13 protein-coding genes are annotated in these 15,879 nt (G+C 61.5%); 12 read left to right on the top strand and 1 reads right to left on the bottom strand.

The features are described from left to right. Nucleotides 1-77: 77 nt before the first annotated feature. The gene (locus AC1P02_RS15350) at nucleotides 78-1,745 is read right to left on the bottom strand and encodes a methyl-accepting chemotaxis protein (RefSeq protein WP_485182605.1); all 1,668 of its coding nucleotides are present in this window, start codon (nucleotides 1,743-1,745) and stop codon (nucleotides 78-80) included. Nucleotides 1,746-1,875: 130 nt separating this feature from the next. Between AC1P02_RS15350 and AC1P02_RS15345 the strand changes: the two genes are divergently transcribed. The 12 genes from AC1P02_RS15345 (at nucleotide 1,876) to AC1P02_RS15290 (ending at nucleotide 15,629) form a co-directional block, all read left to right on the top strand. Next, nucleotides 1,876-2,331: a YchJ family protein gene (locus tag AC1P02_RS15345; RefSeq protein ID WP_485182604.1), complete on the top strand. Its 456-nt coding sequence runs from the start codon at nucleotides 1,876-1,878 to the stop codon at nucleotides 2,329-2,331. A gap of 210 nt (nucleotides 2,332-2,541) precedes the next feature. Continuing rightward, nucleotides 2,542-4,236 (top strand): anaerobic glycerol-3-phosphate dehydrogenase subunit A, encoded by a 1,695-nt coding sequence (gene glpA, locus AC1P02_RS15340; RefSeq protein ID WP_099368966.1) that lies wholly within the window; start codon nucleotides 2,542-2,544, stop codon nucleotides 4,234-4,236. After that, the gene (gene glpB, locus AC1P02_RS15335) at nucleotides 4,233-5,513 is read left to right on the top strand and encodes a glycerol-3-phosphate dehydrogenase subunit GlpB (RefSeq protein ID WP_265456175.1); all 1,281 of its coding nucleotides are present in this window, start codon (nucleotides 4,233-4,235) and stop codon (nucleotides 5,511-5,513) included. Before glpA ends, glpB begins: the two co-directional genes overlap by 4 nt. A 51-nt stretch (nucleotides 5,514-5,564) precedes the next feature. Further along, nucleotides 5,565-6,767: an anaerobic glycerol-3-phosphate dehydrogenase subunit GlpC gene (glpC, locus tag AC1P02_RS15330; protein ID WP_058394475.1), complete on the top strand. Its 1,203-nt coding sequence runs from the start codon at nucleotides 5,565-5,567 to the stop codon at nucleotides 6,765-6,767. A 681-nt stretch (nucleotides 6,768-7,448) separates the two neighbouring features. Then, nucleotides 7,449-8,891: an ammonia-forming nitrite reductase cytochrome c552 subunit gene (gene nrfA, locus AC1P02_RS15325; RefSeq protein ID WP_485182603.1), complete on the top strand. Its 1,443-nt coding sequence runs from the start codon at nucleotides 7,449-7,451 to the stop codon at nucleotides 8,889-8,891. Nucleotides 8,892-8,944: 53 nt separating this feature from the next. After that, entirely contained in the window at nucleotides 8,945-9,541 is a 597-nt protein-coding gene (gene nrfB / locus AC1P02_RS15320) for a cytochrome c nitrite reductase pentaheme subunit (RefSeq protein WP_485182602.1), read from the top strand. Continuing rightward, complete coding sequence (locus AC1P02_RS15315) at nucleotides 9,538-10,218, top strand: 4Fe-4S dicluster domain-containing protein (RefSeq protein ID WP_485182601.1); 681 nt, start codon at nucleotides 9,538-9,540, stop codon at nucleotides 10,216-10,218. The genes nrfB and AC1P02_RS15315 overlap by 4 nt, the downstream gene beginning before the upstream one ends. A 36-nt stretch (nucleotides 10,219-10,254) precedes the next feature. Beyond that, on the top strand, nucleotides 10,255-11,205 hold the full coding sequence (gene nrfD, locus AC1P02_RS15310) for a cytochrome c nitrite reductase subunit NrfD (RefSeq protein WP_485182600.1): 951 nt from the start codon (nucleotides 10,255-10,257) through the stop codon (nucleotides 11,203-11,205). A 142-nt stretch (nucleotides 11,206-11,347) separates the two neighbouring features. Beyond that, the gene (gene nrfE, locus AC1P02_RS15305) at nucleotides 11,348-13,297 is read left to right on the top strand and encodes a heme lyase NrfEFG subunit NrfE (RefSeq protein WP_485182599.1); all 1,950 of its coding nucleotides are present in this window, start codon (nucleotides 11,348-11,350) and stop codon (nucleotides 13,295-13,297) included. Beyond that, nucleotides 13,294-13,863 (top strand): DsbE family thiol:disulfide interchange protein, encoded by a 570-nt coding sequence (locus AC1P02_RS15300; protein WP_485182598.1) that lies wholly within the window; start codon nucleotides 13,294-13,296, stop codon nucleotides 13,861-13,863. Before nrfE ends, AC1P02_RS15300 begins: the two co-directional genes overlap by 4 nt. Then, nucleotides 13,860-15,050 (top strand): heme lyase NrfEFG subunit NrfF, encoded by a 1,191-nt coding sequence (gene nrfF / locus AC1P02_RS15295; RefSeq protein ID WP_485182597.1) that lies wholly within the window; start codon nucleotides 13,860-13,862, stop codon nucleotides 15,048-15,050. Before AC1P02_RS15300 ends, nrfF begins: the two co-directional genes overlap by 4 nt. 123 nt (nucleotides 15,051-15,173) lie before the next feature. Then, the gene (locus tag AC1P02_RS15290; protein ID WP_485182596.1) at nucleotides 15,174-15,629 is read left to right on the top strand and encodes an NUDIX hydrolase; all 456 of its coding nucleotides are present in this window, start codon (nucleotides 15,174-15,176) and stop codon (nucleotides 15,627-15,629) included. The last annotated feature ends 250 nt before the right edge of the window (nucleotides 15,630-15,879 follow it).

Here is a 15,879-nt window from a genome sequence, read left to right as displayed (position 1 = left end):
GGCGGCAATTTTCCCACATTCTCTGCCGATCCCCAAATTTGCCGTCTGGAAATGACGTCCAGACGGCAAAAATGCGATCAATAACGGAATTGGGAGACAAGTTTACGCAATTTGTCACCCGTGCTGGCCAGGTCGCGGGTGGTGCTGTTGGACTCCACAGCCGCATCGGTCAGCTCGCTGACGATCTGCTGGATGGCCACCAGGTTCTTGTTGATCTCCTCCGACACCGCATGCTGCTCCTCGGCGGCGGTGGCAATCTGGATATTCATGTCGTTGATGGTGCTGACCGCCATCACCATGCTGTCGAGGGAGGTGGCGATATGGCTTGCCTCCTGTACCGTCTCCTGGCTGCGCTCCTCGCTGGCCTGCATCACGTCTACCGCCTGTTTGACGCCACTTTGCAGCCGTTGAAGCATCTCGTTGATCTCCTTGGTGCTCTGCTGGGTTCGGCCCGCCAGGGAGCGCACCTCGTCCGCTACAACTGCAAAGCCGCGCCCCTGCTCACCGGCCCGGGCTGCTTCGATGGCGGCGTTGAGCGCCAGCAGGTTGGTCTGCTCTGCAATGCCGCGAATGACCTCCACCACGGAGCCAATCTTGCCGGTTTCATGGGCCAGCTGCTCGATGACCCCGGAGGCGGTATGCACTTCCCCCACCAGCCGGTTGATGCTGTTGATGGCGGTGCCCACCACGCCACGGGCAGCGTCGGACTCCCGTGCCGCGTCGCTGGTGGCCGTCGCCGCGTTGGAGGCACTGGCCGCCACTTCCTGCGCGGTGGAGCTCATCTCGGTCACGGCGGTGACCACCTGATCCGTCTCTCTGCTGTGGCCCTGCATCTGATGATCATAGTGTTCGCTCAAGCTGTGCAACTTCTCCACGGCACTGAACAGATGGTTGCTGGTTTCCCCCACCTGGCTCACCACCGACTGGATCCGCTCGACAAAGCGGTTGAACGCCGTGGCCAGCTGGCCAATTTCATCATTGCTCTGCACCTTGAGGCGCTGGGTCAAATCCCCCTCACCGTCTGCGATGTCATTAAGTGCCTGAACCGCATCTGCCAGCGGCCGGGTAACCCGGTTGCCTATCACCACTGTCGCCACCAGGGTGATGCCCAATATCACCAGAATGAGCAATACACTGCTCTGCAGGGAGTCGTGCATGTTGTTCTCGCGCTCGGTGCGCAGCGCCGCAAGCTCGTTGTCGATGTCGTCGATATAAAAGCCGGTGCCGATAATCCACTCATATTTGTCGAGCACCAGGTTGAAGGAAAGCTTGGGCGCATCCCGCCCGATAGAAGGCTTGGCGGTCCAGTATTCGGAGAAACCATCTCCCTGACGGGCGGCTTTGACGATCTCCTGGATCAGCAGCTTGCCCTTGGCATCCTTGTCCTGCCAACGGTTCTTGCCCTCCATCTCGGGACGGGTCGGCAACAAGACGGTATTGCCCTGAAAGTCGTAAACGAAGAAATAGCCATCGCTGCTGTAGCGCAGCGGCCGCAATATTTCGGCTACCTGCTTGCGCACTTCCAGGGTATCTGGCTGGTTGTAGACAGTGTCGACAGCCGTCTTGGCGAGCATCAGATAGCTGCTGAGCAGCGCCTTGCGCTCCTTGATCGCATTCTCCCGCGCAACGATCAGATCGGCTTCGAGATCGCTCTTGGAGATCATGTAATTGCTGAGGTTGACTACCAGAGCCATCAGGAGCACGGGGACGGCTCCCAACAACAGAATTTTCTGTTTTAGCGTCATTTTTCACATCCTTGCTGCTGTTTTTATTGGTGTTCCGTTCCTACCTGACCAGTATAGGACGCTGGTCGACGTGGACCCGCTTTCGCTACAATCCCCGCACCTTTATCTATCGACCCTGATGGGCTGACACATGAACAAATGTCCTTGCGGTTCCACTATTTCTCTCGAACTGTGCTGCGGATCACTGCACCAGGGGGCCGAGGCCCGAACACCGGAGCAGTTGATGCGCTCCCGTTACAGTGCCTTCGTGCTGGGGCTGGGCGACTATCTGGTACACAGCTGGCACCCTGATCATCTGGGTGGGTTGACGGCAGATCAACTCTCCCAGACCGACACCCGCTGGGACGGGTTGGATATCCTCGCCGCTCAGGGCGGTCCGCTGGACGACACCGGCATGGTGGAATTCAAGGCCTGGTTCCGGGAGGGAGATGAGTGCCACTGCCTGCATGAGCGTTCCCGCTTCGTGCGCCATCAGGGGCGCTGGGTCTATGCCGATGGCGAACAGGATCCGGCACAGCGGCAGGCAGGGCGCAACGACCCCTGCCCCTGTGGCAGCGGCAAAAAGTTCAAGAAGTGCTGCGGTTAAAGGCTCGACCATCCAGCTTTTGGGGCGCTCGGCGCCCTTTTTCTTTGTTCGCCGGTGACACCTGCGGCTGTCTCTTGTGACTCCCGTCACACAATGCTCATATCCTTGTCATTTATGCGCGTTTACGAACATTAATTTGGCCCATATCAAACATTTCATCCCATGAGTAAGGGACACTGTTCCCATCTGGAAGAGATGAGACGGGCAAGAATGAAAAGAATAACCACACAAGTCGTCATCATAGGGGGTGGCGCAACCGGAGCCGGCATCATGCGCGATTGCGCACTGCGCGGCATCGACTGCATCCTGCTGGAGCGCGATGACATCGCCGCCGGCACCACGGGCCGCAACCACGGTTTGCTCCACTCTGGCGCCCGCTATGCGGTGACGGATCCGGAATCCGCCCGCGAGTGCATTCAGGAAAACCGCATCCTCAAGCGGATAGCCAGCCACTGCGTCGAGGACACGGGCGGCCTCTTCGTCACCCTGCCGGAAGATGACATCCATTTTCAAAAAACCTTTATGGATGCCTGCGCCCTGGCGGGTATAGATACACGCCAGCTGGATCCGGCCGATGCGCTGCGCCTCGAGCCCAACGTCAACCCGGCCCTGATAGGGGCTATTCAAGTACCGGACGGCACTGTGGATCCTTTCCGCCTCGCCGCCGCCAACGTACTGGATGCCAAGGAACACGGCGCGCGTATTTTCACCCACAGCAAGGTGCTGGGGCTGCTGCGCAATCAGGACAGAGTCTATGGCGTCAAGGCCATCAACACCCGCACCGGTGAAGCCTTCGAGGTGGAGGCCCAGGAGGTGGTGAACGCTGCCGGGATCTGGGGCCAACAGATCTGCGAGTACGCCGATCTCGGCATCCGCATGTTCCCGGCCAAGGGTTCGTTGCTCATCATGGATTATCGCATCAACCAGATGGTGCTCAACCGCGCTCGCAAACCTGCGGATGCGGACATACTGGTGCCTGGCGATACCATCTCCCTCATCGGCACCACCTCGAGCCGCATCGACTATCACAAGATTGACCAGCTCACCGTGGATCCGGACGAAGTGGAGGTGCTGCTGCGTGAGGGGATCAAGCTCGCCCCCATCATGGCCCGCACCCGTCTGCTGCGCGCCTACGCCGGGGTTCGCCCCCTGGTAGCGGTGGATGGCGACGAGACAGGCCGCAACATCAGCCGTGGCATAGTGCTGCTGGATCATGCCGAGCGCGACGGGCTACAGGGCTTCAATACCATCACAGGCGGCAAGCTGATGACCTACCGGCTGATGGCCGAGTGGGCCACCGACCTTATCGCCAGGAAGATAGGCAACACCAAGCCGTGCCGCACCGCCGAACTCAGCCTGCCCGGCTCGCGGGATCCGGAGAAAGTCTCCGCCCCCGGTCTGTCGGCCCCGGCAGAAGGCTCGGCCCAGTATCGCCACGGCGAGCGGGTCATCGCCTTCTTTCGTGACAACCCCAAGGCCAACGCCCTCATCTGCGAATGCGAGATGGTGACAGCCGGCGAAATCGAATACGCCCTGCGGGAGCTGGACGTGGACAACCTGGTGGATCTGCGCCGCCGCACGCGCCTCGGCATGGGCCCCTGTCAGGGAGAGCTGTGCGCCTACCGGGCCGCCGGTCTGATGCAGGAGTATGGCAAGGCCGATGGCCGCGAGGCCTGTGTCATGTTGCGCCAGTTCCTGGAAGAGCGTTACAAGGGTACCCGCCCCGTGCTGTGGGGCGATGCCCTGCGGGAAGCAGAATTTACCTACTGGATCTACGAAGGGCTGTTTGGTCTGGGAGAGTGGACGGCGCCCCATCTGGTGGCCGAGCCCCCCTTTCCCCTCGACCCTGTGACCAGGACAGAGGATCACAACCAGGCCCCATTGACTCAAGGAGTGCAGTCATGAAATTCGACAGTATCGTGATAGGTGGCGGCATGGCGGGTCTCTCGGCGGCGCTGCGCCTCGCCGAAGCGGGTCAGAAGACGCTGCTGATGGCCTCTGGCCAGAGTGCCCTGCACTTCTCTTCCGGCTCCATCGACCTGCTGGAGAGCGAGGGGGATCCCCGCGCTGCCCTGCCTGCCTTCATGGCCGAGCACCCGGATCACCCTTACAGCAAAGTAGGCCTGACCAACATAGAGGCGAGCCTTGCAGATCTGCAACGCCACTGCCACGAGCAGGGGCTGCCCCTGTTTCGCCAAGAGACCAACCACCAGCGGCTGACCCCCATAGGCACCCTGAAATCCACCTGGTTGTCGCCCCATACCTGCGCCTGCCAGACAGATGCACCCGCCCCCAATGCCATCTTGCTGGCGACCCTGGAAGGGTTTCGCGACTTTCACCCGGCGCTCGCGGCCGCCAATCTGGCGACCCATCCGCGCTTCGCCCACTGTCGCATCATGACAGGGGAAATTCGCCTGCCCCAGCTCGCCGAGTTCAGCCGTAATCCCCACGAGTTTCGCTCCGCCGACATAGCCCGCCTGTTTGACAAACAAAAGGGCGACCAGCCCGATCTGCTGGCAGATCTGGCCCGCGAGATCTGCCGCATGGTGCACGAGAGCAGCGATCCTGGCTGCCGCCATGTGGTGCTGCCCGCCTGCCTGTCACTGGGGCTGGTCGGCCCCCGTCTGGCGGAACTGGAAAAACGCACCGGCTGCACCATCAAGGAGGTGGCGACCATGCCGCCCTCACTCATCGGCATGCGGATGCAAGAGGCGCTCAAGCGTCGCTTCCAGGCCCTGGGCGGAACCTTCCTCACCAGCGAGCGGGTGCTTGGCGCCCGTTACGAAGGGGACAAGGTGCTCGGTGTGCACAGCCAGAACGGCGACGATCAGCTGTTTGAAGCAGATCACTTCGTGCTCGCCTCCGGCAGCTTCTTCAGCCGCGGCCTCGAATCCCGTCTGCGTGGCATTCGCGAGCCCATCTTCGACGCCGACGTGCTGAGCCTGGAGGAGCGCGATGCCTGGGCCGGTCGCCGCCTGTTCGACCACCACCCCTTCATGGGCTTCGGGGTCAAGACCGACGACAAGCTCAGAGTGATGCGCGGCGGCAAACCGCTCACCAACCTCTATGGCGCGGGCAGCGTGCTGGCTCACTATGACCCCATCAAAGAGGGCTCCGGCTCCGGTGTCGCCGTTGCCACCGGCTGGCAAGCCGCTGGCCATATTCTGGGCGCGGCCCAATGATTACTTCGTCCCATATCCCGTGTCTTCATCATCGCCGGGAGGAGAACTGACATGCTACTGGATCACGCCAACCAAACTTTTGATCAGTGCATCAAATGCACCGTCTGCACCGCCTACTGCCCGGTGGCCAAGGCCAACCCCGCCTACCCCGGCCCCAAACAGGCTGGCCCGGATGGCGAGCGGCTGCGCATCAAGAGCCCGGAGCTGTTCGACAGCGCCCTCAAATACTGTACCAACTGCAAACGCTGTGAAGTGGCCTGCCCAAGCGGCGTGCGCATCGGCGACATCATCGCCAAGGCCAAAGACAAGTACAGCGGCTTCAAACCCGGGATCCGCGAGTTCGTGCTCTCCCACACCGACCTGATGGGCAGCATGTCCACCCTGATGGCCCCCGTGGTCAACTTCACCACCGGCCTCAAGCCCATGAAGCTGGTGCTGGACAAGGCGCTGGGGGTCTCCTCCCATCGTGACCTGCCCAAATATTCCCAGGGCACCTTCCGCGGCTGGTACAAGAAGCAGAAAGCCACACAGGCCCAATATGAGCGCCAGATAGCCTATTTTCACGGCTGCTACGTCAACTACAACCACCCGCAGCTCGGCAAGGAGCTGGTGCAGGTGCTCAACGCCATGAACATAGGCATGCAACTGCTGGAGCGGGAGAAGTGCTGCGGCGTACCGCTGATTGCCAACGGCTTCATGGACAAGGCCAAGCAGCAGGCGGCCTTCAACATCAAGCAGCTTGAGAACACCCTGCTGGGCAACGAGATGCCGCTCTTGGCCACCTCCTCCACCTGCGGTTTCACCCTGCGGGACGAATACCCCCACCTGCTGGAGCAGGACAATCACAAGGTGCGGGATCGCATCTCACTGGTGACCCGCTTCCTATGGAACGAGTTTTACAAGGGCAACAAACCGGCCATGAAGCCGCTGGACCTGCACATCGCCTACCACACCCCCTGCCACATGGAGAAGATGGGCGGCGTCATCTATACTCTCGAATTGCTGCGCGCCATTCCCGGGGTCAAGGTGACGGTACTGGAATCCCAGTGCTGCGGCATCGCCGGCACCTATGGCTTCAAGTCCGAGAACTACGAGACCAGCCAGGCCATAGGTGAAGGGTTGTTTGATCAGATAAACCGCCTCAAGCCTGATCTGGTCATCACCGACTGCGAGACCTGCAAGTGGCAGATCGAGATGAGCACAGAGTTTCGCTGTGAACATCCCATCCACTTGCTTGCCCAGGCGCTGGCATAAGGAACCACAGTGGGGAATGCAACACGCTGATGGATACAGAGATGAGCACTCCGATTTCCCGCTGTGAACATCCCGTCCATCTGCTTGCCCAAGCCCTGGTCTGATCGCAGATCACCCAGACAGACACGCAACGAGCCGGCCCATGCCGGCTCTTTCATTTCAGCAAGTCCATCAAACGTACCCAGTGCGAATAAACTGCCGCGAATGACAGGCAGAGGCGAGATGATTGAATCTGGTTCTCCTGTGCCTCTCACCGGGTTCAAAACCCACCCAAATACAGAATAAATATTCACCGCCCAATCTATACCCATAAATAGATAAGTCACATGCTTGATTTCAAGCCAACCCTTGCCACATCAGGCATGCCAACCAACATTGCCAACAGGGCGCAACGACATGCTGGCAAAGCGCGTCAATAAGTTGAGTTTTCTCATTATTTAACCGGGATCTCATTTCCGGCACTTGCTCCCCCAGGCAATTGATCTAGCGCAAGCTCAGTCCTGATAAATCATCATCCATTTTACCCATTTGGTAATATCCAACCCGAGCAATCGCATAATTACATGGGTTTTATTCACTAATAACAATTAATCGGCCTGCCTGCTCCTGCCTAGTGCGGGGGCTGATGCCCACATCCAGGATGGAACGGTCAGGCTTGGCAATGAGATCGATTCGGGAGTGATGATCGTGAGTTCACACAACAGACTGACCAGACTGGGCCTCGCCGCCCTGCTGCTTACCACCTGCTTTGGCGCCAGCGGCTTGGCACAGGCCGAGGAGGCAACCCCCAAGGGCAAGATAGAGGCACGCAGCGAGCTGTTCGCCAAGGATCACGTCGACCAGTTCAGCAGCTGGAAAGAGACCAGCGAGAGCAAGGAGCGCACCGATGCCCTGGCCGAAGATCCGCAGATGGTGGTGCTCTGGGGGGGTTATCCCTTCTCCAAGGATTACAACAAGCCCCGCGGCCATTTCTATGCCCTGACCGACGTACGGGAAACCCTGCGCACCGGCGCTCCCAAGACCGCCGAGGATGGCCCCCTGCCCATGGCCTGCTGGAGCTGCAAAGGCCCGGATGTGGCCCGCGTCATCGATGAAAAAGGCGAAGATGGCTACTTCAAAGGGATGTGGGCAAAAGGCGGCCCGGAGATAGTCAACACCATAGGCTGCGCCGACTGCCACGACACGGCGTCGAAAGAGTTCAAGGAGGGCAAACCCGCCCTGCACCTCTCCCGTCCCTATGCCGACCGCGCCATGACAGCCATCGGCAAGCCGTTCAAGGAGCAGGGTCGTTTCGATCAGCAATCCCAGGTCTGTGGCCAATGCCACGTTGAGTACTACTTCAGCGGCCCCACCAAGGCGGTGAAATTTCCCTGGGACAAGGGCACCACGGTTGAGCAGATGGAAGAGTACTACGACGAGATCGGTTTCGCCGACTGGACCCACGCCCTCTCCAAGACCCCCATGCTCAAGGCCCAGCACCCTGAATACGAGACCTGGCGCGCCGGCATTCACGGCCAGAACAACGTCGCCTGTGTCGACTGCCACATGCCCAAGGTGCAAAACGAGCAGGGCAAGGTCTACACGGATCACAAGGTCGGCAACCCCTTCGATCGCTTCGAGCAGACCTGCCGCAACTGCCACACCCAGAGCAAGGAGATGCTGCAAGGCATAGTCCAGCAGCGCAAGGATGCGGTGACCGAGATCAAGTTGAAGGTCGAGAAGCAGCTGGTGCACGCCCACTTCGAGGCCAAGGCGGCCTGGGATGCAGGCGCCACCGAGGCGCAGATGAAAGACATACTGCAAGACATCCGTCACGCCCAATGGCGCTGGGACTTCTCCATCGCTTCCCACGGGGTGCAGATGCACGCCCCGGAAGTGGCACTGCGCATGCTGGGTACAGCTATGGATAAAGCCGCCGATGCCCGCACCAAGCTGGCACGCCTCTTGGCGACCAAAGGGATAAGCCACGAGATCGCCCTGCCGGACATCTCCACCAAGGAGAAGGCGCAAGCCGCCCTTGGCATGGACATGAAACAGATGAACTCAGACAAGGCCCAGTTCCTCAAGACCACAGTTCCCGCCTGGGATGCCGAGGCCAAGGCGGCCGGACGGCTGGCACAGTAACGGCGCCTGCGGGCCCGGCCCCAAGTCGGGCCCGCAGCTGATGGAGGCTTCCTATGGGTGATTTAACAATGGATTTTTTACGACTGATGCTGATGGCAGCCATGTTGCTCACCAGCCTGCAGGGACAGGCGGGCGACGCCGCGAGCGCGCCCGCCGCCATGCCCGCGACGCATGAAGTGGAATTTTTACGCAGCCCCGACAAGGCCTGCACCGACTGCCACAAAGAGCAGGCAAGCGGCATGCACGGCAAACATGGCAAGGCAACCAACCCCAACAACCTGGCGCCGGTCACCTGCACCAACTGCCACGGCCAGCCCTCCCCCCAGCACAGGGAAGGGGTCAAGGACGTGATGCGCTTCAGTGACAGCTTCAACGACAAGCAGAGCGATGAGGCTTACCCCATCGCCGAGCAGAACGGGGTCTGCATGAGCTGCCACGAACCCAAGCCATTGCGCGAGGCGCTTTGGGCCCACGACGTGCACGCCACCAGGCTCACCTGCACCAGCTGTCATGCACTGCACCCGGCCAAGGAGCCCATGGTGGGCATACCGGAAAAGTCCCGCATCAAGCTCTGCGTCGACTGCCACAGCAAGCAGCATGAGGCCAAGGCAACCGCTCAGCAGGCGAGCGTGAGCAAGGAGGCACCATGAGCTGCTCTCGTCGTGACTTTGTGACGGGCATGAGCGCGGGGGCGCTGATCATGATGACGGGCCCCGTGCGCGCCAGCGCGGCCATCCTCGCCCACAGCCAGACCATAGACGGGGTGCGCTACGGCATGATCCATGACGAGGCTGCCTGCATCGGCTGTACCGCCTGCATGGATGCCTGCCGGGAGGTGAATCAGGTGCCGGAAGGGGTCTCGCGGCTCGAGATCATCCGCTCCGGCCCCATAGGCACATTCCCCGATGCCGAGTACCACTTCTTTCGCAAGTCCTGCCAGCACTGCGACAACGCACCTTGCGTGCATGTCTGCCCGACCGGTGCCTCCCATATCAGAGCGGAAGATGGCATCGTCGATGTGGACCCAGACCTCTGTGTCGGCTGCATGTATTGTCTGGCCGCCTGCCCCTATCAGGTGCGTTTCATCAACCCGGTCACCCAGGTGGCGGACAAGTGCGACTTTTGCCGCAAGACCAATCTGGCCCAGGGCAAGGAGCCGGCCTGCGTGGGATCCTGCCCCACCAGAGCGCTGGTGTTCGGCAATCTGGATGATCCCGACAGCCCCATCGCCAAACGGCTGGTGAAGGAGACCACCTATCGCTACAAGCAGGCGCTCGGCACCTCGCCCAAGATGTACCGCGTGCCCAAAGGGGAGATAACGTCATGACCATGCAAGCGGCAGTAACCCAGGGAGGGAATGACCATGTGGCATGACGCATTTCATTTTCCTTCCCTTGTCTGGGACTGGCCCATCGCCATCTACCTCTTTCTGCTCGGCATCTCCGCCGGGGCCACCAGCCTCTCGGTGTTGTTGCGCCGCAAAGGGGCTGGCAGCGAGAGCGGCATCATCAAGGCGACCGCGATTCTGGCGCCGGTGAGCGTGATATTGGGGCTCTTGATCCTCATCTTCCACCTGGCCCGCCCCTGGACCTTCTGGAAGCTGATGTTCCACTACCAGTTCGACTCAGTGATGTCGATGGGGGTCATGCTGTTCCAGCTCTACATGGCGGTGCTGTTTGCCTGGCTGGCGGTGGTGTTCAGAGCCGACATTGAGTCGGTGCGCAGCCGCCTGCTCAAGGAGAGGTTCGCCTTTGTCGATGGACTGATTGCGTGGCTTGCCCGCCTCGAGACACTGCTGGCGCCGCTGCTGCTGTTGCTCGCCGTGCTGCTGGGAGCCTACACCGGCTTTCTGCTCTCGGCGCTCAAGACCTATCCGCTGCTCAACAACCCTGTGCTGCCGGTGCTGTTTCTGGTCTCTGGCATCAGCTCCGGCATCGCCTCGACCATCCTGCTGGCGATTACCCTGTTCAGGGAGAACCACCACAGTCAGGGGGTGAGCTTTGTGCACCGCTTCGAGCGACCCGTGCTGGCGGTGGAGGTGCTGCTGCTGGTCTGCTTCTTTACCGGTCTCTACTTTGGTGGCGGCCAGAAAGAGGTGGCCATGTGGGCCGCCATCGGCAGCGGCTTCTGGGCCCAGGTGTTCTGGCTTGGTGTGGTGGGTATCGGCATGCTGCTGCCCCAGTTGCTCTCCCTGCTACCAGCACAAATGCGCCAGCGCAACGGTCATCTGGTGCTGGTGTGCAGCCTGACCCTGATGGGCATACTGCTGCTGCGCTACTTCGTGCTCTATGCCGGCCAGATGACGGTGGTATGAGAAACTGATCGCAAGCGCCAGCTGCCTTGGGCGACTGGCGCTTGTTTGTTGCTGGATGTTTGAATGTTCTGGTTATGCCCCAACGCCCGCCTGCTGCGGACGCTGCGGCATAACAGGAACCCATGATGGAACCGGAGGTTGTGTGCTGGCGGAGTTCGGCTATCTCTCACTGTTGCTGGCAACGGCGCTCTCTCTGGTGCAAGGCACCCTGCCCTGGCTGGGTCTGAGGCTGGCATCGCCCCCTCTGCTGGGCTGTGCCAAGCCGCTGGCACTGCTCAATGCCGCCCTGCTGGGGGCTGCCCTGCTGCTGCTCGCCAGCTGCTTTGCCCGGGATGATTTTACCGTCAGCTATGTGGCCCAGCACGCCAACAGCGCCCTGCCCATGGGCTTCAAGCTGGCGGCGGTCTGGGGCGGCCATGAAGGCTCCATGCTCTTCTTCGTGTTTGCGCTGGCGCTCTGGGGCGCCCTGGTGGCGCTCTGCTCGCAGCGGGTCGACTCGCTGATCCGTGCCCGGGTGCTCGCCATCATGGGGCTGATAGTGGGGCTGTTTGGACTCTATACCCTTGTCTTCTCCAGCCCGTTTGACCGGCAGTTCCCTGGGCCCCTGGAGGGACGCGATCTCAATCCCATGTTGCAGGACATAGGCCTCATCATTCACCCGCCCCTGCTCTATCTCGGCTACGTGGGCTTTGCAGTCAACTTCGCCTTCGCCATGGCGGCGCTGCACTCGGGCAAGCTGGACGGCGCCGTGGCCCACTGGAGCAGACCCTGGGCACTGGGCTCCTGGGTGTTTCTCACCGCTGGCATCCTGCTCGGCTCCTGGTGGGCCTATTACGAGCTCGGCTGGGGTGGCTGGTGGTTCTGGGATCCGGTGGAAAACGCCTCCCTGCTGCCCTGGTTGCTCGGCACCGCCCTGCTGCATGCTCTCATCGTCTGCGAGAAGCGCGGCGCTTACGGCCACAGCGTGCTGCTGCTCTCCATCTTCACCTTCGCCCTGAGCCTGCTCGGCACCTTCGTGGTGCGCTCCGGCGTGCTCACCTCGGTTCACGCCTTCGCGGTGGATCCCAAACGCGGCCTCACCCTCTTGCTGCTGCTCGGCCTGTTATTGACCACGGCGCTCACCCTGTTTGCGCTGCGGGCCGATACCCGCGCCCCCTACGCCCGCTTCGGCTTCTGGTCAAAAGAGGGGCTCTTGGGCGCCGCCATCCTGCTGCTCAGCGTGGCCTGTGCCTGCGTGTTGCTCGGCACCTTCTACCCCATGGTGTTCCAGTCCCTGCACCTGGGCTCGCTCTCGGTCGGTGCGCCTTATTTCAACACTGTCTTCGTGCCGCTGGCCCTAGTGCTGATGGCACTGATGACCCAGATCCCGCGCCTGCGCTGGCAATGTCTTGCGGCCAGCCCCCCCATCAAGCAGATAGTGCCGCCTCTGCTCGGCCTGCTCGGGGGTGGCCTGCTCAGCCTGGGGTATCGCGATCTTGGCGCCCTCAGTTGGGTTGGCCTTGTCGCCAACGTGCTGGGTCTCTGGCTGGTGGCAAGCCTGCTGCTCAATTTCTCATGCAAGACCCATGGCCTGAGTGCCAACCGGCTGGGGAGTTTGCTCGCCCACCTGGGAGTCGCCATATGTGCCCTTGGCATCAATCAGGTGAGCCACTACAGCCAGGAAGGGGGCACAGTATTAAAAGCGGGCAGCCCCTACCAGCTTGGCGCCTATACCTTTCGCTATGAGGGGAGCGAGCCCCTGCTCGGCCCCAACTACACTGCCGAGCGCATTACGCTGAGCGTGCACAAAGGCGCCAAGGAGGTGGCGCGGCTGATGCCGGAGCGGCGCCACTACAGCGTACGCACCATGAACATGAATGAACCGGGCATCGCGTGGGGGCTGTTTGGGGATCTCTACGTGGTGCTCGGCGAGAAGATGGGGCCGGACGCCTATGCCATGCGCCTTCACTACAAGCCACTGGTGCGCTGGATCTGGCTGGGGGGCATGCTGATGATGGCGGGGGGAGCACTGCGTTTGCTGGGGCGCAAGCCGTTGCTGGCATCCCGTCCAGCCAAGATCCCGCAGTCCCTGCGCGAACAGGAGGCACCATGAGCCCGCGCCTGCGCCTTTTTATCCCCTTGCTGCTGACCCTGGGCCTCGGCACCTTGCTTTGGCTGGGGCTTGCCAACGATCCCTACCGCCAGGACGAGGCGACCCTGGGGCGTACCCTGCCCCAGTGGCAGAGCGAAAACCTGCTGGATGGGGGGCTTGTCCACACCGACCAGCTCAAGGGAGAGCCCTTTGTGCTCAACGTCTGGGCCAGCTGGTGCCCTAACTGCCGCGCCGAGCACCCGCTGCTCGCTGAGCTGGCCACCACGGTTCCCCTCTATGGGCTCAACTACAGAGACAATCGCGAAGCGGCACGCGCCTGGCTTGGTGAAGCAGGCAACCCCTATCGCGCCGTGCTGGCGGATCTGGACGGCAAGCTGGCGCTGGAGCTCGGCGTCTACGGCACGCCGGAGACCTATCTGTTTGCCGCCGATGGCACCCTGCTCAGCCGCCACACGGGTGAGCTGACTGCCGATATCTGGCAGCGCCAGTTTGTCCCCAAACTCAAACAAGCCCGCACTGCGCCCTTGCCATCTCCCGCGCCCGCCCGGCAGGAGGGCAAACCATGAAGACCCCTGTCATCCTCTGCACCCTGCTGCTTGTACTCGGTATGAGCGTGGGCGCCCAGGCCAGCGGGGTCGATACCTATCAGTTCCAGCACCCGGAGCGACAGAGCCGCGCCCAGGATCTCGCACGCGCCCTGCGCTGCCCCCAATGCCAGAACCAGAACCTGGTGGAGTCCAACTCCCCCATCGCCCGGGATCTGCGGCTCGAGGTCTACCGCTGGGTGGACGAGGGGCAGAGCGACGAGCAGGTGATCGCCCGCATGACCAGCCGATTTGGCGACTTCGTGCGCTACGATCCCCCCTTCAAGGCCAGCACCCTGCTGCTCTGGGCCGGTCCCCTCCTGTTGTTGGGACTGGCGCTGACCACTCTGGGACGCCGTCTGAAGGCCAAAGGGGATCAGCTCGTCCCGCTCAACGGCTCTGCCAGCAGGCAAGCGGCCGACCCGCGCAGTGACCTGAATCACCTGATCATGCTCAGGGAGCAGATCTGTCTTCCCCCAGAACATCCCCTCTATCAGGAGCTGACCGCAGCCAACCTTGACAATGCCACGCCGGCGGCGGAGCTGGCCCTGCGCGAGCGGCTGACCCACGGGTCTTGCAACTCCGGCAGCCACACGCAGCACAAGGGCATCCTTCTGCTGCTAGGAATCGTGATGGTCGGCGGGCTCGCCGCCTTTTATGCCGGCAGCGGCCGCTATCAGGCATGGCAGGCTTATCAGTCACGCCCCGATCCGCTGGCGGGGCTGAGTCCGCGGGATCTGCAGGACAAGGAGCTGGGGGATCTGCATCAAACCCTGCTGCGCAACCCGCAAGACCTCGACAGCTGGGCGGCACTGGGGCAGCTCTATCTCTATCGGGATGAATACGACAACGCCTGGCTTGCCTATCAGCGCCTCGCCCTGCTTGAAGGGGGCGCCAGTGCCGCCACCCTGGCCGCCCAGGCGACTGTGCGCTACTACCAGGCAGGCCAGCAGATCACCCCAGAGGCGCGCCACTTGCTCGATAGCGCCCTCAAGCAGGATAAAGGGGAAGTGAGCGCCCTGATGCTGCTCGCCTCCGATCACTTCCTGCACGGCCGCTACCGCCAGGCCATCGACCTGTGGCAACAATTGCTGGATAGCGAGCGTCCCCGTATCAACCGTGCGGCGCTGATTGAGGCGATCCAGACGGCGAGAATGATGGGGGGCTGACGGGTTGGAGGAGCCATCCTTCACCCTGTTGTCCAGGCCAATATCAACAGGAAATGGCTTGCCATCACGCCAATCCAGGACAAACAATACGAGCCCCTTTATTCCACCGCCGGAGCCTTCCCCATGATCCCTATCCGCTGTCACGCCGTCTCCGGTGTGGTGTTATCGGAAATCGATGGCCATGCCAAAATACTGGTGATGAAGCGGGTCAAGGGCGGCTTCTGGTGCCATGTGGCGGGCACGGTTGAGGCGGGTGAAACCGGCTGGCAGACCATTATTCGCGAGATGGGTGAAGAGACAGGCATCGCCGTCACAGAGCTATACAGCGGCGAATACCTTGAGCAGTTTTACGAATCGGCCTCGAATACCGTGATGGTGGTGCCGGTCTTTGTGGTCTATTGCCCACCCAATCAAGCGGTCACCCTCAACGACGAGCACACCGAATATCGCTGGTGTTCGCTCACCGAAGCCAAGGCGCTGGTGAGCTTTCCCGGGCAGAAGGCGCTCTATGACCACATCTGGCACTATTTTGTCGAAAACAGCCCCTCGGCACTGATGCAAGTGACTATCCCTTCGTAACCGCAGAGGGGGCTCTTCTCGTCTGCGCCATCACACAACTCCGACGATGAGATACCGCCCCTCTCCGAGTAGCGGCCTGTCTGTTGAGCGTTGCCCGCTGGTACCGTTTTACCCGGCGCCAGGGTGATAAACAGGCTGTCGGGAGCGACAGCCCCCTCCAGGGCACAAAAAAGTGGTAACGAATGGCCATAACAGGCATATAGTGCGCCACCATAGCGCGTCACAATGACAGCGGGTTCTGACGACCATC

Source organism: Aeromonas sp. TS_SC_11, assembly GCF_057318915.1.
This window is presented reverse-complemented; position numbering and strand designations above follow the sequence as displayed.